At 71.8% G+C, this 21,138-nt stretch carries 27 protein-coding genes and 1 pseudogene; 13 read left to right on the top strand and 15 right to left on the bottom strand.

Annotated elements, in window-relative coordinates:
* Positions 1-236: 236 nt before the first annotated feature.
* Genes WHN02_RS04210 through WHN02_RS04190 form a run of 5 tightly spaced genes read right to left on the bottom strand, consistent with a single transcriptional unit; the run spans position 237 to position 2,348 of the window.
* Positions 237-1,472 (bottom strand): helix-turn-helix domain-containing protein, encoded by a 1,236-nt coding sequence (locus WHN02_RS04210; protein ID WP_434742140.1) that lies wholly within the window; start codon positions 1,470-1,472, stop codon positions 237-239.
* A complete protein-coding gene (locus tag WHN02_RS04205) occupies positions 1,462-1,647 on the bottom strand; it encodes a hypothetical protein (RefSeq protein WP_434742139.1) in 186 nt (61 codons plus the stop codon). Before WHN02_RS04205 ends, WHN02_RS04210 begins: the two co-directional genes overlap by 11 nt.
* 10 nt (positions 1,648-1,657) lie before the next feature.
* Positions 1,658-1,984 (bottom strand): hypothetical protein, encoded by a 327-nt coding sequence (locus tag WHN02_RS04200; RefSeq protein WP_434742138.1) that lies wholly within the window; start codon positions 1,982-1,984, stop codon positions 1,658-1,660.
* Positions 1,960-2,121, bottom strand: coding sequence for a hypothetical protein (locus tag WHN02_RS04195; RefSeq protein ID WP_350896240.1), 162 nt, complete (start codon positions 2,119-2,121; stop codon positions 1,960-1,962). Before WHN02_RS04195 ends, WHN02_RS04200 begins: the two co-directional genes overlap by 25 nt.
* On the bottom strand, positions 2,118-2,348 hold the full coding sequence (locus tag WHN02_RS04190; protein ID WP_434742137.1) for a hypothetical protein: 231 nt from the start codon (positions 2,346-2,348) through the stop codon (positions 2,118-2,120). The genes WHN02_RS04195 and WHN02_RS04190 overlap by 4 nt, the downstream gene beginning before the upstream one ends.
* Positions 2,349-2,492: 144 nt before the next feature.
* Between WHN02_RS04190 and WHN02_RS04185 the strand changes: the two genes are divergently transcribed.
* From WHN02_RS04185 to WHN02_RS04165, 5 genes are all read left to right on the top strand, one after another.
* Positions 2,493-3,374, top strand: coding sequence for a helix-turn-helix domain-containing protein (locus WHN02_RS04185; protein WP_434742136.1), 882 nt, complete (start codon positions 2,493-2,495; stop codon positions 3,372-3,374).
* 18 nt (positions 3,375-3,392) lie between these two features.
* The gene (locus tag WHN02_RS04180; RefSeq protein WP_434742135.1) at positions 3,393-3,566 is read left to right on the top strand and encodes a DUF397 domain-containing protein; all 174 of its coding nucleotides are present in this window, start codon (positions 3,393-3,395) and stop codon (positions 3,564-3,566) included.
* A 79-nt stretch (positions 3,567-3,645) separates the two neighbouring features.
* Positions 3,646-4,167, top strand: coding sequence for a GntR family transcriptional regulator (locus WHN02_RS04175; RefSeq protein WP_434742134.1), 522 nt, complete (start codon positions 3,646-3,648; stop codon positions 4,165-4,167).
* 2 nt (positions 4,168-4,169) lie between these two features.
* Entirely contained in the window at positions 4,170-4,946 is a 777-nt protein-coding gene (locus tag WHN02_RS04170) for a GntR family transcriptional regulator (RefSeq protein ID WP_434742133.1), read from the top strand.
* A gap of 156 nt (positions 4,947-5,102) precedes the next feature.
* The gene (locus tag WHN02_RS04165; protein ID WP_434743813.1) at positions 5,103-5,288 is read left to right on the top strand and encodes a DUF397 domain-containing protein; all 186 of its coding nucleotides are present in this window, start codon (positions 5,103-5,105) and stop codon (positions 5,286-5,288) included.
* A gap of 222 nt (positions 5,289-5,510) precedes the next feature.
* Here the strand turns inward: WHN02_RS04165 and WHN02_RS04160 are convergent, their stop codons facing one another.
* The 8 genes from WHN02_RS04160 to WHN02_RS04125 all read right to left on the bottom strand — a co-directional run bounded on the left by WHN02_RS04160 (position 5,511) and on the right by WHN02_RS04125 (position 10,404).
* Positions 5,511-5,921, bottom strand: coding sequence for a hypothetical protein (locus WHN02_RS04160; RefSeq protein WP_434742132.1), 411 nt, complete (start codon positions 5,919-5,921; stop codon positions 5,511-5,513).
* Between the two features lie 251 nt (positions 5,922-6,172).
* Positions 6,173-6,568, bottom strand: a complete 396-nt coding sequence (locus tag WHN02_RS04155) for a PIN domain-containing protein (protein WP_434742131.1) — start codon at positions 6,566-6,568, stop codon at positions 6,173-6,175.
* Positions 6,553-6,801, bottom strand: a complete 249-nt coding sequence (locus WHN02_RS04150) for a type II toxin-antitoxin system Phd/YefM family antitoxin (protein ID WP_434742130.1) — start codon at positions 6,799-6,801, stop codon at positions 6,553-6,555. The genes WHN02_RS04155 and WHN02_RS04150 overlap by 16 nt, the downstream gene beginning before the upstream one ends.
* A 62-nt stretch (positions 6,802-6,863) precedes the next feature.
* Positions 6,864-7,586 carry a CDP-alcohol phosphatidyltransferase family protein gene (locus WHN02_RS04145; protein WP_434742129.1) on the bottom strand — a complete coding sequence of 241 codons (723 nt, stop codon included), beginning with the start codon at positions 7,584-7,586 and terminating at the stop codon, positions 6,864-6,866.
* A complete protein-coding gene (locus WHN02_RS04140; protein WP_434742128.1) occupies positions 7,561-8,628 on the bottom strand; it encodes an iron-containing alcohol dehydrogenase family protein in 1,068 nt (355 codons plus the stop codon). The genes WHN02_RS04145 and WHN02_RS04140 overlap by 26 nt, the downstream gene beginning before the upstream one ends.
* A complete protein-coding gene (locus tag WHN02_RS04135; protein ID WP_350896230.1) occupies positions 8,616-9,347 on the bottom strand; it encodes a phosphocholine cytidylyltransferase family protein in 732 nt (243 codons plus the stop codon). The genes WHN02_RS04140 and WHN02_RS04135 overlap by 13 nt, the downstream gene beginning before the upstream one ends.
* A 122-nt stretch (positions 9,348-9,469) precedes the next feature.
* A complete protein-coding gene (locus WHN02_RS04130) occupies positions 9,470-10,240 on the bottom strand; it encodes a hypothetical protein (RefSeq protein WP_434742127.1) in 771 nt (256 codons plus the stop codon).
* Positions 10,237-10,404, bottom strand: coding sequence for a hypothetical protein (locus WHN02_RS04125; protein WP_434742126.1), 168 nt, complete (start codon positions 10,402-10,404; stop codon positions 10,237-10,239). Before WHN02_RS04125 ends, WHN02_RS04130 begins: the two co-directional genes overlap by 4 nt.
* A 203-nt stretch (positions 10,405-10,607) precedes the next feature.
* On the opposite strand from WHN02_RS04125, the gene WHN02_RS04120 reads away from it, so the two are divergent.
* Together WHN02_RS04120 and WHN02_RS04115 are read left to right on the top strand one after the other, a co-directional pair.
* Positions 10,608-11,066, top strand: a complete 459-nt coding sequence (locus WHN02_RS04120; RefSeq protein WP_434742125.1) for an ester cyclase — start codon at positions 10,608-10,610, stop codon at positions 11,064-11,066.
* A gap of 113 nt (positions 11,067-11,179) precedes the next feature.
* On the top strand, positions 11,180-12,277 hold the full coding sequence (locus tag WHN02_RS04115) for a PLP-dependent aminotransferase family protein (protein ID WP_434742124.1): 1,098 nt from the start codon (positions 11,180-11,182) through the stop codon (positions 12,275-12,277).
* Between the two features lie 368 nt (positions 12,278-12,645).
* Here the strand turns inward: WHN02_RS04115 and WHN02_RS04110 are convergent, their stop codons facing one another.
* Positions 12,646-13,515 (bottom strand): hypothetical protein, encoded by an 870-nt coding sequence (locus WHN02_RS04110; protein WP_434742123.1) that lies wholly within the window; start codon positions 13,513-13,515, stop codon positions 12,646-12,648.
* A gap of 84 nt (positions 13,516-13,599) precedes the next feature.
* On the opposite strand from WHN02_RS04110, the gene WHN02_RS04105 reads away from it, so the two are divergent.
* From WHN02_RS04105 to WHN02_RS04080, 6 genes and pseudogenes are all read left to right on the top strand, one after another.
* The gene (locus WHN02_RS04105; protein ID WP_434742122.1) at positions 13,600-14,130 is read left to right on the top strand and encodes a peptidylprolyl isomerase; all 531 of its coding nucleotides are present in this window, start codon (positions 13,600-13,602) and stop codon (positions 14,128-14,130) included.
* 57 nt (positions 14,131-14,187) lie between these two features.
* Positions 14,188-15,099, top strand: a complete 912-nt coding sequence (locus WHN02_RS04100) for a rhomboid family intramembrane serine protease (protein ID WP_434742121.1) — start codon at positions 14,188-14,190, stop codon at positions 15,097-15,099.
* A 56-nt stretch (positions 15,100-15,155) separates the two neighbouring features.
* Positions 15,156-16,214: a phosphotransferase gene (locus tag WHN02_RS04095; protein ID WP_434742120.1), complete on the top strand. Its 1,059-nt coding sequence runs from the start codon at positions 15,156-15,158 to the stop codon at positions 16,212-16,214.
* A 123-nt stretch (positions 16,215-16,337) separates the two neighbouring features.
* Positions 16,338-16,892: a hypothetical protein gene (locus WHN02_RS04090; RefSeq protein ID WP_350896220.1), complete on the top strand. Its 555-nt coding sequence runs from the start codon at positions 16,338-16,340 to the stop codon at positions 16,890-16,892.
* 79 nt (positions 16,893-16,971) lie between these two features.
* Positions 16,972-17,664: a response regulator transcription factor gene (locus tag WHN02_RS04085; RefSeq protein ID WP_434742119.1), complete on the top strand. Its 693-nt coding sequence runs from the start codon at positions 16,972-16,974 to the stop codon at positions 17,662-17,664.
* Positions 17,657-19,087, top strand: a pseudogene (locus WHN02_RS04080) (sensor histidine kinase); the annotation flags it as partial. The gene WHN02_RS04085 and the pseudogene WHN02_RS04080, both read left to right, overlap by 8 nt.
* Before the next feature lie 41 nt (positions 19,088-19,128).
* On the opposite strand, the gene WHN02_RS04075 reads toward WHN02_RS04080, so the two are convergent.
* Complete coding sequence (locus WHN02_RS04075) at positions 19,129-21,132, bottom strand: hypothetical protein (RefSeq protein ID WP_434742118.1); 2,004 nt, start codon at positions 21,130-21,132, stop codon at positions 19,129-19,131.
* Between the last annotated feature and the right edge of the window lie 6 nt (positions 21,133-21,138).

The raw sequence follows: 21,138 nt of genomic DNA, 5'->3' as shown, positions 1-21,138 counted from the left end.
TCGGCTCGAAGATCTCTCGGCTCTCCACCTGGAAGCGGCCCGCGTGACGGTGACTGGTTCGTCGTTGCTCCCACTGTGCTGGTGATGCCGGCCGGATACCGTCAGGACGGATGCGAGGGGTCGTCGGTTCAACTGGAGGTGCCGAGTTTCTCGGCCGGCGAGTGGCCGTCCACGTCGGCTCGCCGACACGACCACCGGCGGCTCGGACGACACCGACCTCGGTCCAGGCCCGATCGTCACCACGCGCCGTGAAGTCCGGCCGCTTCGGCCAGGGCCAGGAGGTGCGGGTCCGGGGTCGGGACCCTGTCCAGTACGTCGGCCAGCACCGCCCGCCCGGCGGGGCGTACCCGCACCTCCGGTGGGGCGAGGCGGTCGGCGGCCCGCAGGGTCCGGACCGCACCGGGCGTGTCGTCGGCCGCCAGGTACGCCCCGGCCACGTCGAGCAGGTACCCGGCCCGGTGCTCGATCGGCAACCCCCGCCATCCCGGCCGGGCCGTCAGGATCTCGTGCAGCTCGACCGCCGTCCGGTGGTCGCCGAAGGCCGTTGCGGCGGTGACCCCGGCCGCGTCGACCGCTGCCCGCTGCGGCCCCTCCGGCTCGGTCAGGGTGGTGGCGTCGTCGAGGAGGTCCAGGGTGGTCGACGGGTCCTCGCGTTCGGCGGCGGCGAGGGCTGCCTGCACGAGCAGCGCCACGCTGGCCGACCGCGCGGCGGGCGTACCCGGATCGGGGGTGAGCGGGGTGACCTGGTGGGCGGCGGCGACGGTGGCCTCGAACGCGGCCCGGGGGTAACCGGCGGACCGCAGTGCCTGCCCGAGGGGTAGGGCCGCGACCGCTTCCAGCAGCGGATCGTCGACGGTGGTGGCCAGGGTCAGGCCCCGGTCGGCGGCCAGCCAGGACAGCTCCGGGTCACCCAGCTTCACCATGACCTGGGCGGTGAGCCGGTATCCCCGGATCCGCAGGTCGGCGGAGACCTCCCGGCGGTGGCTCTCGTCGAGCAGGCCGGGCAGCAGCCGGAGCAGCGAGGGGTACTCGGCCCGGTCGTACCCGGCCTCGGCGTGGGCGATGCGGATCCGGTACCGGCCCGGGTCGACCGGCGGGTCGTCCCCCGACGGCAGCAGCCCGGGGTACCGGGCGAGGGCGGCCCGGACCAGCCCGACCCCGGAGGTTCGCCCGTCGCCTACGCGGTCGGCGGCGGACGGGTCGCTGCCCGGGTGGCCGGAGCCGGGCGGCCCGTCGCCGGGTCGGCCGGGTGCGGTCGGGGCGGTGTCGTCCAGCAGGACGGCCGGGGCGACCCCGAGGGCCTGGGCGACCTCCCGCAGCACCGACCACCTGTCCAGGCGGCGCACCCCTCGCTCGACCTTGTCGACCCACGACTTGGACTTGCCGAGCCGGTCGGCGAACACCTGTTGGGACAGCTTCCGCCGATTCCGCCAGTACGCCACGCGTCGGCCGACCGGCAGCTCATCGCCCATCCCGCCACCGCCGTTCCGGCACGGCCCGGGTGGTGTCGTCGAGGGGGGTCCGCTCCGCCTCGGCCTGGGCGAGGATCCGCTGCTTGGCGGCCTCGTGCTCGGCGGCCTGCACCTCGGCCGCCAGCACCTCGGTCGCCGTCGGCCGGTCAGTTTCTTTCCGGGTACGTCTGATCATCGCCATCCCCTCACGGCTGCTGTCGAGGGCATCTGGGCGCGGATGCCGTGGCGGTGGCGTCTCGCCCGGGATGCCGGGGCTTCGGTGCGGAGCTGCCCAGGGTGGGCAGCGTGCGGATTCCGGCGAGCCGGACGAACAGTTCCCGGCGGGCGACCGCCTCGCCACGCTCGTCCACCTGGTAGCCGTCGAGCCAGGACCAGCCCTGGTAGGTCGGCAGGTCCAGCACCCGGATCAGGCGGAACCTGATCGGGGTACCGAACTGCACGCTGGCGGCCCGGGTGAGGTGGAGCAGGTCCCCGGCCCGGAGCCCGGTCACCGGCTCGGGTAGCGACGCCACGCCGTGATCCGGGTCCGGGCCACCTGGACGGCCGGACACCACCCGCCGGTCGTGCAGCGTGGGCAACGGTGGTGCCGGTGGAAGTCGAGGACGTACCAGGCCCGCCGGACCAGGTAGGGCAGCCGTCGCACCGTCACGACCAGAGTCCCGCCCGGACCTCCCCGGCGAGGGTCAGCAACGGCCGTTCCGGCAGGTAGACCACCCGGGCCACACCGATCGCCCGGTACGCCGCCACCCGCTCGGCATGGATCGTCGCCAGCCCCGGGCGGTCTATCGGTCTCGCCCGGGGCCGCCCGAACGGCCAGATCCTGCGCATCCTCCACAGCAGACCGCCGCTTGGCGGGTTCTTCGCGTGCCGAGCCATGGGACCTCCCGGAAGGTAACAGCTTCTACTCAGAGAGTGACAAAGCTGATCCGAGAAATCTAGACTTCCATGGAAGATTTCCATGGAGAATCTAGGTTCGCTTGTCGTTCCTTGATCTCGGAGGGGGAGAGGAGAACACTGGCGATGTTCACGACCCTGGAGGTAGACGTGGCGAGGGCAAGCGGCCCGACGATTGCTCGATGGCAACTCGGGCGGGAGCTGCACCGGCTCCGCGAAGCGGCGAACGCCTCGCACAAGGAGATCGCCGCAGAGCTGGGCTGCTCCGAATCCAAGGTCTACAAGATCGAGTCCGGTGATGTCGGTGTCAGTCGAGCCGACGTGATCGTGATGCTGACCCGCTACGGCGTCGAGGACGAACCGACTCGGCAGGCCGCCCTCGACCTCCAGCGTCAAGGTAAGGAACGCGGCTGGTGGGCCAAGTTCGGCCAGCTTCCGAACCCGTACAGCATGTACATCGGGCTTGAATCCGCCGCGACTGCTGTACGGAACTTCGAGTTGGCCGCCGTCCCGGGACTACTCCAGACCGAGCGGTACGCCCGAGCCATCTTCGACCAACAACGGATGACCGAGGCGGCATCCGAGCGGGAGAAGCGACTCCAGGTGCGGATGGCGCGACAGGTGTGCCTCACCGAGGAGCCACTACTCAACCTCTGGACGATCATCGACGAGAGCGCGCTGCACCGCGAAGTCGGCGGTCGGGAAGTGCTCCGGGAGCAGTTACTCCACCTCGTGGAGATGAGCGGGCGCGACAACATCGACATCCAGGTCCTGCCGTACGGCGAGGGTGCCCACCCGGGGATGCTCGGCTCGGTCGCCATCCTGGAGTTCCCACAGGGTGTCCACACCCCGGTCGCCTACGTCGAGAGCTTCGCCGGTGACGTGTATCTGGAGCGGGAAGAGGACATGCGCCGAGTTACCCTGGCGTATACGTACCTGCACAGCTCGGCCCTCAGCTCCACCAAGTCCCGTGAGCTGATCGCCGATGTGGCCAGGAGTCTGGCGTAACCGGTAGGAGGGGTGGCCATGAAGCCGAAGTGGCGCAAGAGCAGCAGAAGCCAGAGCAATGGGCAGTGCGTCGAAGTGGCGGACCTCCGGGACGGGGTCGCCGTTCGGGACAGTAAGGACAAGACCGGGCCCGTGCTGGCCTTCGAGGCCCAGGGCTGGCGCACCTTCGTCGACTCCCTCAAGAGCAACTAGCCCGACCTCTCGTGACGTGCCCCGGCTACCAGCTCTGGAGTCGGGGCACTCTCGCTGTCCCGGGACGGAGCCGGAGCCGATGCAACAGGACAGCACCTCAGACCGGTACGTGACCCCCGGTGGTGGCGATGCGTGGGCCCAGGAGGCAGCCGCGACCGGCAGGCGCGGAACCCAGCGCATCACCGCAGCGGAAGAGATCGCCGCACCGGCGGAGGTTGCCGAGGCCCTGCACCTGGCACCGGACACCCGGGTCGTGCTCCGGCGGCGCGTGATGCTGCTGGACGGTCGCCCTGTCGAACTCACCGACTCGTACTACCCGGGCAGCATCGCCACCGGCACCCCGCTGGCAGAACGCGCCAAGATCCCCGGCGGAGCCGTAACCCTGCTCGCCAACCTCGGTTACACCCCCGATCGGGCGGTGGACGACATCACCGCCCGCCTCCCCACCCCCGAGGAGCAGCATGACCTTCGTATCTCCGAGCGTGAGCCAGTGATCGTGTTGACCCGGCTCACCTTCACCGCCGACGGCACCCCCTTCGAGTACAGCGTCATGACCATGACCGCCACCGGCCGACACCTCCGCTACCAGACCAAGGCGTGACCATGCCCCGTCCCAGCAAGGACCCGCGCTCGCGGCACCAGCAGATCGCCGCCGACCTGCGGGCGAGGATCCTGACCAAGGACCTGCCGCCGGGCACCAAACTGCCGAGCACCGCGCAGCTACAGGAGGAGTACGGCGTACCCAACCAGACCGTGCAGAACGCAGTCGCCGTCCTCAAGCGTGAGGGCTACGCCGACAGCGCACCGGGCAAGGGCGTGTTCGTCCGCGAACGACCGCAGCGCGTCGTGGCGCCCGCCGCCTTCGTCACCCCTTCCCCGCCGGGGGAGTCGTACCCCTGGCTGAGTGAGGCCGAACGACGCGGACTCAAGGGGTCGATTGAGCTGTTGCACGTCGCGGAGGTGGTACCGCCCGTTCAGGTGCGACTCGCCTTCGGCCTCGGCGACGAGGATGTGGCCGTGCTGCGCAAGCAGGTCATGCAGCTCGACGAGGAGCCCGCCGAACTGGTGTACTCCTACTACCCGGTCGATCTCGCGCGGGGAACCCCGCTCGCTGAGAAGCGACGCATCAAGGGCGGCACACCGCGCGCCCTCGGCGACATGGGATTCAACCCCCACGAGTTCGTCGACCAGGTGTCGACGCGTCCCCCGACGCCGGAGGAGTTCGTTGCCCTGGAGCTACCGCCCGACATCTCAATCCTGCGGACCTTCCGCGTGGTCTACGCCGAGGGTCGCCGTCCTATCGAGGCGACGGTGATGGTGAAGGCCGGGCACATGTACGAGTTGCAGTACCACCACGTCCTCACTCCACCCGCCGTCTAGTCCATGCCGAAAGGCACCTGTCGGAGTGTCCTGCAACCGGCGAGCGATCGTCGAGGTTACGTCCCCGGCATCCTCCAGACCGACGCGGATTACCTCGACAGCCCCGAGGCGCTTCGGTCCTACAATCGGCTGTGGGCTGGTCTCCGGGCTGCGGCCCTGGGGCCGGCGGAGTCCCGCAAACTCAAGTCCACCCGCAGCGACGCCAACGGTGGCGCGTGCGTCGAAGTGGCGGACCTCCGTGACGGGGTGGCCGTCCGGGACAGCAAGGACAAGACCGGTCCCGCGTTGGCCTTCGACGCCCGGGGCTGGCGCACCTTCGTCGACTCTCTCAAGAGCAACTAGCGCTGACTCGTCAAGTGCCCCGGCTACTCATTCCTGGAGCCGGGGCAATCTCCTCGTCCGCCACGTGACCCCCCATCGATCTTGGACACTTTTCGTTGGATCCAACGAAAAGTGTCCAAGATTCGGAAGGTCGGTGGCGGTCGACCCCGGGCGGCTCCGTCCCCTGCTCGCCGGGGGCGACCGCAGATGCGCAGACCTCTGGCGAGCTGGGAGAAGCGGTTGTCAGGGCTTGTGCCCGCTGCTGTTCTGGTGGGGTCCCGGCGTCGTCGTACTGGCCGGGGTGGTGGGGGCGGAAGGGTTCGGCCGGGCGTTCTGCTGAGCCGTCGAGGTGACGGTGCCGCCAGCCCAGGGCGAGGTCATGCCGGCGGCGTACGACGTGTCAGTCTGCGGTGAACTGCTTGAGGCGGCCGACGTCGCGGCGTCTCGGTACGCGGCCAGCCAAGCCCCGGTCATCGTGGTTTGGACGTGATTCACCACAGGGCTGTCGACCCCCTGCCCTGCAAGTTCTTCTCTTGCCGCAACGACAGTGTCGAAGTCCCGCGAGAAGGCCCTCATATTGGCCCGGTCCCGTAGACCGTTTGCCGTCATCTCCCAGGGCTTCTTCTCCCGGGAGGGGTTCCTGTCGTCAGGCATTGTTGATCTCCGTTCGCGGGGGCTGGGGCGCTACCCTGCCGGGTCACCCCGCTAGCCAGAAATCTTGGACATCTGCTGTTCGCACCGAACGCCAGGCGTCCAAGATTCACAAGGCGGCCCTGTGCATCCTCAATGAGTCCACATGGGGTGGTGAACGATATCACCGGCCGCCCCCCGCCCCCCGCCCCCCGCCCCCGAGGAGCAAGTTGAACTCCGAATCGAGCACGAGGTTGCGGGGCGACGTCACCGGGTCAGATCGCGTGAATCGTGATGAGGTCTTCGAGACCTGCGAGGTCGTCGGCATTGCGGGTGTATATGGCGGCATCATGGGCGTGTGCAGTGGCAGCGATGAGCAGGTCCATCACCCGGGCTCTGGGCTGACGGCCGGTGTCGACAACGCGTGCGGCCAATCGCGCATAGCTGTCCGCGATGGCCTCGTCGATGGGTAGCGGGTCGAATCGACGTTGGATGGCGCTCAGTCGGGCCAGACGGAGTGCCCTCGCCTCGGCGGTCTTGGCGACTAGAACGCCGAACTGAAGTTCGGCGAGGCTGGCGACGCTGATGGCCAGTTGTCCGGGTATCGGGGTGACGTCAGTGGCGATGAGGACGCTGGTGTCGAGGATGCCCCGGCTCACCGTTCGGCCCACGGATCGACAATCGTATTGTCGAGTAGGTCCCGATCGTCCGCCCATCCCGGGTCCGTCGATTGGTCGAAGATGCCGGCGAGGTCGCTCCATTCACGCCAGGCGCGAGGGCTGACCGGGCCGAGGACGGCTGCCGGCCGTCCTGCGACAGTGATCGTCACGCGTTCACCCGCTTGTGCCCGGCGCACCAGGTCGCTGGCATTCTGCCGCACGTCCCGCAGTCCGACCTCATTCATGCAACCGAACGTAGCACATGTGCTACGTGCGGAGTGGCACATGTGCTACATGACGTGTCGGGTCAGAGCGAAGCCCGGGCCGAGAAGACGATGCTGGCGAGGAGGAAGCCGCCGTTGACGACGGTGAAGGCGATGATCACCCAGAAGACCAGGGCCGGGGCGAACGCCAGCACCAGGGCGGCGGCGAAGATGACAGCCCCGTAGTCGCGGACCAGCTTCACCAGGCGTACCGGCAGGGAGGTGGAGGTGACCATGCTGGCCGCGTTCGGGCCGGACTGCATGACCGAGGTGACCAGGTTGACCATCCAGGTGCCGGCGAAGATCGCCACCAGCCAGGTCGGGGTCTCGGGGCGCTGGGCCACGGCGGTCGCCGCCAGGGCGGCCACCAGGGCGATCTGGGCGGCCACGTCACAGAGGACGTCGACCCGGGCACCGGCCGGGCTGCCCTGCCCGGTCACCCGGGCGAGCTGACCGTCGGCGCAGTCCAGGGCGTACGCCACCTGCCACCCGACCAGCGCCACCGACCCCACCAGCCAGGCCGGTACGGACCCCTCGGCGACGGCCGGGGCGAGCGCCACCACGCTGACCGAGGTGGCCAGCCCGAGGATCAGGTTGGTGATGGTCAGCACTGTGGGGCGGAGCCCCAGCCGCTGGGCGACGAGCGCGAAGACCGCCCCCAGCCACTGGCTCACCGACTCGCTGAACAGGCCGCCGCCCCGGTTGACCCGGTGGAAGTCGGCGACGGAGGGCTTGGTCGGCTCAGCCAACGTGCTGGCGTAGTTCATCGGCGTACTCTCCAAGCCGCCTCCGGGTCTCCGCAGGCGTGAGCGTGAGGTGTTCGAGGATGGTGTAGCGGTCCGGTCGGGTCCGTGGCGCGTGCTGCACGACCTCGACGAACTCGTCGTCGGTCAGGCCCAGGTCGGCGGGGGTGGTGGCCAGCCCGTGCCGGTGCAGACAGCGGGCGAGCTGCCCGAAGCGTTCCAGGTCGCCCCGGAGGAAGGTGCAGAAGAGGGCACCGAGCCCGGCCTGCTCCCCGTGCGAGGACCGGCCCGGGTGCAGGTGCTCGATGGCGTGTGAGATCTCGTGGTCCCCGCCGCTGGCCGGGCGGCTCGACCCGCAGATCGACATGGAGATCCCGCCCAGGATCAGGGCCTCGGCCAGGGTGGTGAGGAACCCGTCGTCCGTGATCTTGCCGGGGTGGTTGATCAGGGCCTCGGCTCCGGTCCGGGCCAGGGTGACGGCCAGCCCGTCGATCGGTTCGCCGCGTGCCTCGTGGGCCAGTTCCCAGTCGGCGCAGGCGCTCAGGTTGCTCACCGCGTCCCCGATGCCGGCCTGGGTCTGCCGGTCCGGCCCGTTCTCCACGAAGTCCAGGTCGACCATGACGGCGATCGGGATGTGCACCCCGTACGAGCCCTTGCCGCCCTCGTGGGTCAGCGACGCCACCGGGGAGGCGATCCCGTCGTTGGCCAGGCTGGTCGCCACCGTCACCATCGGGATGGCGTACCGGCTGGCGGCGTACTTGGCGGTGTCGATGGTCTTCCCGCCGCCGATGCCCACCACCGCGTCGTAGTTGCGCAGCCGGAGTTGGTCGCCCAACTCGTTGGCGGAGTCGACGGTGCCCCCGGTCACCGTGAACACGTCGGCGGAGCCGAGCGTCGGACGGCACAGCTCGGCGATCTTCTCGCCCTGCCCCGGGCCGACCACCACCGCCACGTCCCCACCGGCGGAGATCCGCCGGTCGGCCAGGAGCGGACCCAGGTCGGCCACCGCACCCCGGCGTACCTCGATCGCCAGTGGGGTGTTGACCGTACGGGCTAGTAGCGGCACGCGATCTCCCGCGCCCGGGCCAGGTCGTCGTGGTTGTCGACCTCCACCCAGGCGACGTCCCCGATCGGGGCCGCCCGGACCTCGCCGCCCCGCTCGGCGAACTCCTGGTAGCCGTCCTCGTAGTAGAGGTTCGGGTCCCGTCGCCAGGTGGCCTCCAACGCGTCGGCGAGCGCCTCGGCCACCTGCGGTTCGATGAGCGTCGCGCCGATGTACTCGCCGTACGCCTCGCCCGGGTCCATCAGCTTGGTGATCCGGGTCAGCTGACCGGCGGCGTCGAAGGTGGTCTTCATCTCCTCCTCGGCCAGCACCTTGAGGGTGTCGACGGCGAGCAGGACCCCCGGCCCCCGCTCGGCGAGGAGGGTCTTCTCCACGCTGACCGGGTGCACGGTGTCCCCGTTGACCAGCAGGACGCCCCGGGCGAAGTGCTCGCGGGCCAGCCAGAGCGAGTACGCGTTGTTCCACTCCTCGGCCCGGTCGTTGTGGACCAGGGTGAGGGTGACGCCGTAGGTCTGCTCCAGGTCGGCCTGACGGTCCCGGACCGCGTCGGCGGCGTACCCGACGACGATCACGACCTCCCGCAACCCCACCTCGGCGAGGTTGCGCAGCGCGATGTCCAGGATGGTGGTCTCCCCGTCCACCGGCACCAGCGCCTTGGGCAGTGTGTCTGTGTACGGCCGCAGCCGGCGTCCGGCACCGGCGGCGAGCACCATCCCGATCATGCCGACGTCCTCCCTCGTACGACTGCGGTCACCGGTGGAGGATAGCGCTGCCGTCGGCGTGCCCCATGGCCAACCGGTCAGCCGGGGGAGCGCGGCCAGGTCAGCCGGGGAGGGCGGCCGAGTCAGCCGGGGAGGGCGGCCAGGTCGGCCAGGACCGACAGGCGCTCCGAGGCGGTCAGCGCGGCGTACGGCGTCGCGGCCCGCCGGTCGGTCTCCAACTCGATCGCCATCCGCTCCGGCCCGTCCGACAGGTCGTCGACGCTCTGCGCGGTGTGCCCGGCGGCGCTCCAGGCGGCGGCGTGGGCGTCCGCCCGGTGGTACCGCAGGGCGCCGAGCCGGTTGAGCAGCAGCACCCCGGGCGGGGTGCCGTCCGGCTCGTACGGGGGTGCCAGCGCACAGAACGCGCTCGCCTCGGCGGTCTCGTCCGACTCCACCGCCACCAGCGCGTACTCCAGCAGCAGCCCGAACGCCTCCACCAGCCGGAGCACCCGGTCGTCGTGACCGGCCCACAACTCCTCGGTGACCTCGGCGTGCACCTGGAACAGCTCGCCGAGGAAGGCGGTGCCCCGTTCGGTGGCGGAGAACGCCCCGTTGCCCCGCCGGTGCAGCATCCCGTGCGCCACGTGCTTGTCCAGGGCACGTCGGCTGTCCGCCGGGTTCCGGTACCGGCACACCGCAGCGAACCCCGCCGCGTCGACGATCCCACCGGGTGCGGCGAGTCGGGTGCGGAACTCGACGAGGAAGGCGGTGGCGGTCGGGCCACCGTACCGTTGGCTCAGCTCGGCACCGCCACCGTCGCGACCGGCCAGGACACCGGCGACGAAGGCCCTGTCGATCGCCGGGCTGACCAGCCCCGCGAATCGGTGCGGTGCCAGCTCGACCGCGTCGCTCACCGACCGATCGCGCAGCCGGCGGCGGTGGCGGTGGTGACGCGCCACCGGAACGGCCCGTCACCGACGGGTACGAGGCGCCGGTGCTGGGGCCGTCGCAGGTGTGCGGTTGCGCCGTCGTCGCCGACGACCAGCACGCCGGCGCAGCGTAGGGGCTCGGTGGACACGTCACGACAGTAGCGAGCGGGCCGGCGGTTGCGCGACGGCCGGTCTGCTTCGCGTCGACCACACACGGTGGGCGACCGATCGACTCCGCCCAGGTCACAGCGGTTTGCAGGTGTGAACGGGCCATCGACGGGTAGAGATTGACTGCGGGTGCGGACGGGCCGCAGGACCCGCGGAGGGCACCGAGCCCGCGGAGGAGGGCACCATGAGCACCGCCGAACGCCTCGCCGGCCAGCAGTACGCGATGATCCTGCGCCGGGACCTCGCCCGCCTGCCGGGCCTGTACGCCCCGGACGCCGCCTACACGATCCCCGGCGCCACCCTCCGGCCGACCGAGCTGCCGGCGTTCCTGCGTACCTGGACCGGGGCCTTCCCCGACCTGCGGGCAGACGTGATCGGGCGGGTGGAGACAGCCGGCGGGCTGGCCCTGGAACAGCGGCTCACCGGGACCCACACCGGGGTCCTGCACACCCCGCTGGGCACCGTCGCGCCGACCGGCCGGACGGTGAGCTGGGACGTGGTGGACGTGGTCCGGGCCCGTCGGGGCCGGATCGTGGCGTGGCGGTCCTACTTCGACTGGGGTCAGTTCTACCTGTCGCTCGGGGTGCAGCTGTCGGGGTTCTCCCGTCAGCTGCGGCACGAGCCCCTGGCCGTCGCCGCCTGAGCGCTCCCGACCCGCTGCGTCGCTGGTCGGAGGTCACCCGACAGGTGGCTCATGATGCGGACATGGCCGTGCCGTCGACGATCGGCCGGGGACCGCCCGTACGCTCTGGAACCATGACCGCCGAGCAGCTGATCTCCTTCGCCCGTGGCGCTCCCTCGCTGGACATCGTCGACGTCGAGGGCCTCAAGGCCGCCGCCGTCCGCGCCTTCGACACCGACCCCGCCGGGATCACCGCGTACGGTACGTCCGTCGGGTACCCGCCCCTGCGGAAGTGGATCGCCGACAAGCACGGCGTCCCGGCCGACCAGGTCCTGATCACCAACGGGTCGTTGCAGGCCGACGCCTTCCTCTTCGACCACCTGGTCCGTCCGGGCGACCCGGTGGTGGTGGAGCGCCCGACCTACGACCGGACCCTGCTCAACCTCAAGCAGCTCGGCAGCGAGCTGCACGCGGTGACCATCCAGCCGGACGGGATCGACACCGCCGAGCTGCGCAAGCTCCTGGAGTCCGGGGTACGCCCCCGGCTGGCCCACATCATCCCGAACTACCAGAACCCGGCCGGGGTGACGCTGTCGCTGGACAAGCGTCGGGAGCTGCTCGACCTGGCGGTCGAGTACGGCTTCACCATCTTCGAGGACGACCCGTACGCCGACATCCGGTTCCGGGGCGAGGCGCTGCCGTCGATGCTCTCCCTGGACACCCGCGACGTCGTGGTGCACGCCTCCAGCTTCACCAAGACCGTCTGCCCCGGCGTACGCGTCGGCTACCTGGTCGGACCGGCGGCGTTGATCGCCGACATCGCCAAGAAGGCGACGAACCTCTACATCTCCCCGGGCATGGTCTCCGAGGCGATCGTGTACCAGTTCTGCGTCTCCGGTGACATCGACCGCTCGATCGAGACCGTCTCGACCGCCCTCGGCGAGCGGGCGCGGGTCCTCGCCGAGTCGTTGCGTCGGCACATCCCGGACGCCCGGTTCGTGGAGCCCGACGGTGGCTACTTCCTCTGGGTCGAGCTGCCGGACGACGTCGACGTCGAGCTGGTGGCCCCGGCCGCCGCCGAGCGTGGGGTGGCGGTCGTCAAGGGCAGTGACTTCGTCGCCGAGGGTGGTCGGCACGCGCTGCGGCTGGCCTTCTCGGCGGTGACCGCCGACCGGATCGACGAGGGGGTCCGTCGGCTCGCCGAGGCGGTCGCCGAGGTCCGCAGCCGCTGACTCCACCGGCGGTAGCTGGGGAAAGTTATCGGATGGTGACCGGCCCGGGGGTCCCGCCGGGCCGGTCGACGACCCGACAATGTCGCGAGCACCATTCATGTTGTGGTCGTGGTCACCCTGTGCCCGACGTGCGACCTGGACGGTGCGGCGAGCATCACCCCCGCCCCCAGGGTGCCGGGCGGGTCGGGTCGCCTCTCACCCCCCTGAACCGACCCCGCCCGCCCGGCACCACCCCCACCACCCCACCACCCCACCCGATGTGTTGATCAAGGGATTTGCGTCAGGTAAGCCGACTACCGTGACGCAAACCCCTTGATCAACGAGGTGAACGGGTGGTGCGGGTCAACCGGTGGTGCGGGGGGTGGGGGTCAGCGGTGGGTGGGGGTTTGGGCGCCGTTGCGCCTGTGCAGGGCCTCGTTGAGGTCGTCGGCCGGACGGCCGGAGACGTCCCGGGCGCCCTCGGCGACCGACGGCACACCGGGGTTCTCGTGGATCACCGGCTGGGTGCCGGGCCGCGTGGTGGAGGCGCTGTCGCCACCGGCCACCGGGGAGCTACCCGCCCCGGTCGGGCCACCCGCCACCGGCGAGCTGCTCGACATGGTCGACGCGTCGGACACCTTCGCCGACGCGTCGGCGGTCCGCACCGACGAGGAGTCACGCCCGGTCGCCGTCCGGACCTCAAGGGTCTCCACCTCGTCGTGCATCGGCTCCAGGGTGTGACCCGGGTCGTACTCGGCCCACTCCTGCTGCTCGCGGCGACGCCGTACCGCCATGGCACCGGCGGCCACCCCGGCGACGGTGCCGACGGCGAGCAGCCCGACCAGCATCCCCCGGGACCGCTTCTGCCGACGGGCGGTGGCCTTGCGGGTCTTCGCCTTGGCCTTCTTGCTCATCGCGGAGGTCTTCGCCGCGGCGACCTTCTTCCCGGTCTTCGCCCGCCCGGCCGCCTCGGCCTGTGCGGTGCGGACCGCCAGGGCCAGCGGTGCCATCGCGGCGGCCGTGGTGGACAGACCGCTGGTGGCCCGGTCCCGCACCACCAGGACGGTCGGCGCGACGTAGCTCTGGGCCGCCCGGACCCGTGGGCCGACAGTCGCGCCCGCACCCTTCGCGGCGTGCGTCGCGGCCGACCTGAGGTGGCCGACACCCTGGTTGAGTTCGGCCCTGGCCAACTGCCCCTGGGTCTTCCGTCGCGCGATTCCAAACACGTTCCCACCTCCTGGGAGTCGTTCCTCCGTCATCCTCCACCTTCGGATGCCTCCGCACTGCCAGATCGGGCACATGGGAGGATCCGCATGGAACTGACCAACGACTGAGGAGTACCCGTGGCCGAGGCTGTCTACGCCACCTTGCACACCAACGCCGGGCCGATTCGCCTGGAGCTGTTCCCGAACCACGCCCCGAAGACCGTCCGCAACTTCGTGGACCTGGCCGAGGGCAACCGGGAGTACACCGACCCGCGGACCGGTCAGCCGGGCTCGGGGCCGTTCTACGACGGCACCATCTCGCACCGGGTCATCTCCGGTTTCATGATCCAGATGGGTGACCCGACCGGGACCGGTCGGGGCGGACCGGGCTACAAGTTCGGTGACGAGTTCCACCCGGAGCTGCGGTTCGACCGTCCGTACCTGCTCGCCATGGCCAACGCCGGGCCGGGCACCAACGGGTCGCAGTTCTTCGTCACCGTGGCCCCGACGCCGCACCTGAACAACCGGCACACCATCTTCGGCCAGGTCGCCGACGAGGAGTCGGTCAAGATCGTCAACACGATCGCCAACACCCCGACCGGCCCGAGCGACCGGCCGTTGCAGGACGTCGTGATCGAGCGCGTCACCATCGAACGCAACGAGGCCTGACCGAGGACCGCGAGGTACCTTTGCCTGCATGACTGAGCGCTCCGCAGGGCGGGCACGGTGAGCGAATCCCCGCCGACCACGCCGGTCTGCTACCGGCATCCGGGTCGGGAGACGTACATCCGGTGCAACCGGTGTGACCGTCCGATCTGCCCGGACTGCATGCGCGAGGCGGCTGTGGGGCACCAGTGCCCGGAGTGCGTCGACGAAGGCCGTCGCAGTGTACGGCCGGCGCGTACCGCCTTCGGTGGCGGTGACGCCGGCCGTCACGGCTACGTGACGAAGGTTCTCATCGGGCTGAACCTGATGATGATGTTGGTGTCCATCCTCTCCGACCGTGGCGGGGACGCGGTGGCGGGCGGGTCCGGGTTCGGCGGCCTGATGGGCGGCAGCACCCCGCTGACCAACTGGGGTGCGGTCCTCGGGCAGGCGGTCTTCCTCGACGGCACCGTCGGCGGCATCGCCCAGGGCGAGTGGTACCGCCTGGTCACCGCGATGTTCCTGCACTACGGCGTGCTCCACCTGCTGCTCAACATGTGGGCGCTCTGGGTCCTCGGACGCTCCCTGGAGGCGGTCCTCGGCCCGGCCCGGTTCGTCGCGCTCTACCTGGTGGCCGGGCTCGGCGGCAACGTCGCCGCCTACCTGTTCAGCGCGGAGAACCAGGCCACCGCCGGTGCCTCCACAGCGATCTTCGGTCTCTTCGCGGCGACCTTCGTGATCATGCGACGGCTCGGGCGGGACACCTCGGCGATCCTGCCGATCCTGGTGATCAACCTGATCTTCACCTTCGCCGTGCCGGGCATCTCCATCGCCGGTCACCTCGGCGGCCTGGTGACCGGGGCGATGGTCGCGTTGGTCATGGCGTACGCCCCCAGGTCGCACCGGACCCTGGTCCAGTCGGTCGGCACCACCGCCGTCCTGGTCCTCCTGCTGGTGCTCGCCCTCGGCCGGACGTTCGCCCTGCTCGGCTGAGGGAGCCTGCGGAAAACGGCTTCCCGACGCGCCACCGGCCCGCCTACGCTGCGCCGATGACCGCCCCGCCGTCCGCCGACGCCACCGACTCGCCCTATCCCGCCGTCGGAGCGCCCTGGTCGGCGACCTCCTGGCGCCGACAGGCACAGGAGTGGATCGCCGACCGGCTCGCCGCCGGGTCCGGTCGGCGGGTCACCGGCCCTGTCGAACCCCGGGTCCGCCCGTGGTCGGTGGTGTGGCGGGTGCCCACCGACGCCGGGCCGGTGTGGTTCAAGGCCAACAACCCCGCCACCAGGTACGAGGTCCCCCTGGTGGCGACGTTGGCCCGGATCGCCCCGGAGGCGCTGCTCACCCCGCTGGCTGTCGACGTCGAGCGGGGGTGGACACTGCTGCCCGACGGGGGTCCCACCCTCCGGGCGGTGCTCGGCTCGGACGGCCGGACCGCCGCAGCGCAGGGCCGCCCCGGGCTCGCCCGATGGGAACACGCCCTGGCCGGGTACGCCGCCCTGCAACTCGCCTCCGCCCCGCACGTCGGGGAGCTGCTGGCCCTCGGGGTGCCGGACCACCGGCCGACGGCCCTACCCGACCTGCTCGACGACCTCCTCGACGACGCCACGGCGCTGCGGGCCGGGGAGGACGACGGGCTCACCGCCGACGCGTACGAACGGCTGAGGGCGTACCGGCCGAGCTTCGTGGAGCTGTGCGTCCGGCTGGCCGAGTCCGGTCTGCCCGCCACCGTCCAGCACGACGACCTGCACGACGGGAACGTCTTCGCCACCGCGACCGGGTACCGCTTCTTCGACTGGGGCGACGCCTCCGTCGCCCACCCGCTCGGCACCCTGCTGGTCACCCTCCGCTCGGTGGCGTACGCGTTCGACCTGCCGCCCGGCGATCCGGCGCTGCTCCGGCTCCGGGACGCGTACCTGGAGCCCTGGACCGATCGTCACGACCGGCGTGACCTGCGGGCGGCGGTCGCCCCGGCGATGACAGTGACGAAGGTCAGCCGTGCGCTGTCCTGGCGTCGGGCGGTGGACACCGGCGATCCGGCCCGGGACGGCTACGTCGCTGCGGTCCCCGGTTGGCTGACCGAACTGTTCGAGCCGGATCCGGTCTGACCGAGCCCGCCGGGTGGCGGGTCGGCGCGCCCGGGAACCGGGATCCGCGTCGCGTGGCGTGGAAGTTCCGCAGAATTGTGGCGTGTCCCACGTCACATTTGCGACACCGTCGTTGGTACCAGCATGGACGTCTTCTCCCGTACGTTCCTGCCGGCCGCCGCCGAGGCGGGCCTGGCGGTGCAGACCGTCAGCCGGCACATGCCGATCTTTCGCCGGTGCGTGGGCTCCGGCGACGCCACCGTCATGGTGGCCAGGTGCAGCCGACCCGACCGGCCGATGGCCGGCGAGTACCTGCTCCTGCTGACCCATCGCCGTCTGGTGGTCACCCGGCAGACCCGGGTCCTGCACCGGCTTCGCCTGCACCTCAACAGCGAGCTGCGGGAACTGAGCCACGTGACCTGGCACCCCGACCCGCGTACCCCCGCGCTGGAACTGGCCGCCACCGCGATCGACGGGGTACGCGAACGGTTCGTCATCCGGGCCCACCACGCCAAGCAGGTGTGGCACCTGGACGCCCTGCTCGGGCAGGCGTTCCGACTCCGCCCGCCGGGCACCCCGGCCCGCCCGCCGGTGACCGCCGCCCCGGACCAGCTCTTCCGGCCCGACGGCCCGGCCCGGGACCGACGCCAACCGTTCGCCGCCCAGGTGACGGCCGGATCCGTCGCGCTCGGCGGCTGAGTCACCCCGGCCCGGCTCCTTGCCGAACCCGGACACCCGTCGACCCCCGGCACGGCCGGGGGTCGGTCATCATGAGCCGGTGACCGTCGACACCGCAGGGCGTGGGCTCGTCCTCCTGGTCGAGGACGAGCCCTCCATCGCCGACCTGGTGCGGCTCTACCTGACCCGGGACGGGTTCGGCGTCCACCTGGAACGCGACGGCGACGCGGGCCTGTTCGCCGCCCGACGGCTGCGCCCGGTCGCCTGCGTGCTGGACATCGCCCTGCCCGGCCTCTCCGGCACCGAGGTCTGCCGCCGGTTGCGGGCCGACGGGGACTGGACCCCTGTCGTCTTCCTCACCGCCCGCGACGACGAGGTGGACCGGATCGTGGGCCTGGAGTTGGGCGCCGACGACTACGTGACGAAGCCGTTCAGCCCCCGGGAACTCGTCGCCCGGCTCCGGGCGGTGCTGCGTCGGACCGCCGGGGTGCCCGACCCGACCGGGCAGTCCCGGGTGGTCGGCGCGGTCCGGCTCGACCCGGCCCGCCGGACCGTGACCGCCGCCGGGCACCCCGTGCAGCTCACCTCCACCGAGTTCGACCTGCTCGCCCACCTGATGGCCCGGCCCGGTCGGGTGTTCACCCGTGAGGAGCTGCTCGCCGCGGTCTGGGGGTACGCCGCCCACGCCGGCACCCGGACCGTCGACGTGCACGTCGCCCAGGTACGCGCCAAACTCGCCCCGGTCACGGTGATCCGGACCCACCGGGGCGTCGGGTACGCCGCCGATGGCTGACCCGACCCCGCCGGTCGACGGTCCCCGACCCCGGGGGCGGTTCGCCCGTACGCTGACCGCCCGCGCGGTCCTGGTGACCTGCGCGGTGGCCCTGGTGTCCGTCGTGGTGACGGTCCTGGTCGCGGTCCCCCTGGCGGTCCGCAGCGCGGAGCGGCGGGATCGGGAGGCCCTCGCCGACCAGGCCCGGCTCGTCGCCGACGTGCTGCGGGCCGAGCCCGACCGGGTCCGTACCGCAGCCGGGGATCCGCTGCCGGCCCGCCTCACCGACCGGGACGTCACGGTCCACGTCCTGCCCTCCGGTACGACCGACCGGTCCGGGCTGCCCCGGCAGGTGGTCAACCGGCTCGCCGAGGGCCGGGACTTCTCCGGTAGACGCCTCGTCGACGGCCGCCGCGCCCTCGTCGAAGGACGGACCCTGCCCGGTGGCGACGCCGTGGTGCTGACCCGACCGACGAGCCCCGGACTGTGGCGTCGGGTGGCCGGAGGTCTCTGGCTGCCCCTGGTGGCCGGGCTCGCCGCCGGGGCGGTGGCCGGGTCGTTGCTGGCCCGTCGGTTGGCCAGGCCGATCCGGGGCGCGGCCGACGCGGCCAACCGGCTGCGGGCCGGACAGCGGGGGGTCCGGTTGCCGGTCCACCCGCCCGACGAGGTCGCCGACCTGGCGTACGCGCTCAACGGGCTGGCCACGGCACTGGCCGCCAGCGAGGGACGGCAGCGGGAGTTCCTGCTCTCGGTCTCCCACGAGCTGCGGACCCCGTTGACGACACTGCGGGGGTACGCCGAGGCGCTCGCCGACGGGGTGGTCGACGCCGACGACGCGGCCCGGGTCGGGCGGACCATGTTGGCCGAGGCCGAACACCTGGACCGGTTGGTCGCCGACCTGTTGGCGTTGGCCCGGCTGGAGGCCGTCGACTTCCCCCTGGAACCGGTGCCGGTGGACCTGTCCCGGCTGGTCGGTGACGTCGGCGAACGGTGGGCGGACCGGTGCGCGACCCTCGGGGTGCCGTTGCGGGTGGAGGTGCCCGACCATCCGGTCCGGGCGTACACCGATCCGGGGCGGATCCGGCAGGTGGTCGACGGGCTGCTGGAGAACGCCCTGCGGGTGGTGCCGCCCGGCGCGCCGGTCGTGGTCGCGGTCCGGGCCGCCGGGCCGGGTCCGGCCGACGGCGGCCTCGTCGAGGTACGCGACGCAGGCCCCGGCCTCACCGACGACGACCTGGCGGTGGCCTTCGAACGCGGGGTCCTGCACCGGCGTTACCTGGGTGTCCGCAAGGTCGGCAGCGGGCTGGGTCTGGCCCTGGCCGCCGGACTGGCCCGCCGTCTCGGCGGCGACGTCACCGCCGGGCACGCCCCCGAGGGGGGTGCCGCCTTCACGGTCACGGTGCGAGGAGAACCCGCCGACCCGGTCCCGACAGCGACCCCGGCCGGAACTGGTGTCCGGCCGGGACGGGTGCCCGGTCAGCCCGGTCAGCCCGGCGGGCGCAGGGCGTAGCCGACGTAGTCGCGGAACTCCAGTCGCCACCCGTCGGGGACCAGGTCGGCGCAGACCTTACGGGAGCCGGTGCAGACGATCGCGTCGACCGAGGTGGGATCGGCCGGGGGTCGGTCCGGCAGCACCGACTGCAACGCGACCAGCTCCGGGGCCTGCCCGTCGGCGTCGCGCAGCAGCAGCCACCAGGGGTACTCCCAGTTGTCGTTCTGCTGCACCAGCCCGACCCGGCCGGCCCCGTGCTCGCGTACCGCCGAGGCGGCCCACTGGAACTCCGCCGTCCACTGGGGCCGGCGCAGGAACCGGGTGTCCCACTCGGAGGTGGTGAAGACCGATCCGTCCCCCACCAGTCGCCGGGGGAAGCCGTACGACACGGCGAGGACACCGGCCAGGGCCGAGGTGGCCAGGACCGTCACCACCAGCCCGGTCGCCACCGACCGTCGGCCGTTGCCGGACCGGCTGCGCAGGAGGGTGTCCAGCCAGAGACCGGCCAGCGGTACGCCGATGGTCAGGGCGTACACCAGCAGCCGGTTCCCCCACGGCTGCCACTTGATCATCGAGGTGTGCAGGAGGAGGGTGATCCCGATCGCCACCGCGTACGCCCGTACCGCCGGTGGCATCGTCGGGGCCACCCGCCCCGGTCGGGCCATCGCCAGCACCAGGGCGATCAGGACCGCCATCCCGGCGAGCGGGAACGCCACCCGATCCTCGTCCGGATACCAGGACGGTTCGGGGAACATCTCCCGGCCGAAGGTGATCTCCCGGTCCTGCGGGTCGACACCGATCGCCTCCGCGCCGGCGACGATGGCGGCGGCCGAGCCCTTCCGCAGCGGCTCCAGCGGGGTGTCCAACGCGGTGTGCCCGATCCGCAGCGCGTTGACCAGGATCGCGGGCGGGTCGTGCCGCTCCATCGGGATGGACTCGCGCAGCCGGGGCGGCCCGAGCGGGTGTCCGAACTCGGCTGTCACCCGCACCAGGAACGGCCCGACGACGAGGGCGGCGACGGTCAGGATCGCCACCGACCCGAGCACCGTCGTCGCGTACCCCCGGCCACGTCGGTCGGCCCTTCCGGCGTACGCCAGGCGCAGTTGGGCCAGGCCCCAGAGCACCAGCAGCGGCCCGACCCCGATCAGGCCGCTGGTCTTGGTCACCGCGGTCAGTCCGGTGGCCGCCCCGAGGGCGAGGACGGTGGCCGGTCCGCTGCGGCGGTGCAGCCCGTCGAGGACGAGGGTGGCCGCGCAGGCGACCCAGGCGGCGCAGACCAGGTCGGTCTGGGTGCTGGTCGCCTGAAGGGCGATCATCGGCGTGGTGGCCAGCAGGAACGCGGTGATCAGCTGGGCCCGCCGCCCCCCGCCCAACTGGGCGGTGATCCGGGTGACCACGACGACGGCGAGCACCCCGGCGGCCCACTGGACGAGGTTGTGCAACCCGTCGGAGCCGGTGAACAGCCGCAGGTGCAGCAGGAGGTACTCGGCCCCCGGCGGGATCGTCACCTGCCGGTGGATGGCGGTCGCCCAGAACTCCAGGTCACCCTGCTGCACCCAGTGCTCCACCTTGGGCAGGTGGTAGGTCTGGGAGTCGAAGTTGTTCGGTTCGGCGAGCAGGGCGACGACCAGTTCGACCAGGATCAGCCCGGCGACGGTGCCGAGGAGCAGGCGTTCACCCCGACCGGCCGTACCCCAGCGTTCTCGTACGTCGCTCCAGGTGGGACGGACCGGGTCACGACGGTGCCGCAGCCAGACCGCTGTCCCGGCGGCGGCGAGGGCGACCACCCAGGCCAGCGCGAACGCCGGTGCGGTCAGGCCGCCGACCGCGCCGAGCAGCTCCACCACCCCGACGGCGTACGCTCCGGTGAGCAGCGCAGCGCGCACCACGGCCAGCCGGAGCGGAGCCACCGGTGTCGTGCCGGACGGGCGCAGCGCGTAGGTGAGGGCGGCCACCGTGGCGACCGGCAGGATGACGAGCAGGAAGCCGGCGGACATGGCGGG

This window comes from Micromonospora sp. SH-82 (assembly GCF_051132485.1).
In the GTDB taxonomy this organism is placed as follows: domain Bacteria; phylum Actinomycetota; class Actinomycetes; order Mycobacteriales; family Micromonosporaceae; genus Micromonospora.
This window is presented reverse-complemented; position numbering and strand designations above follow the sequence as displayed.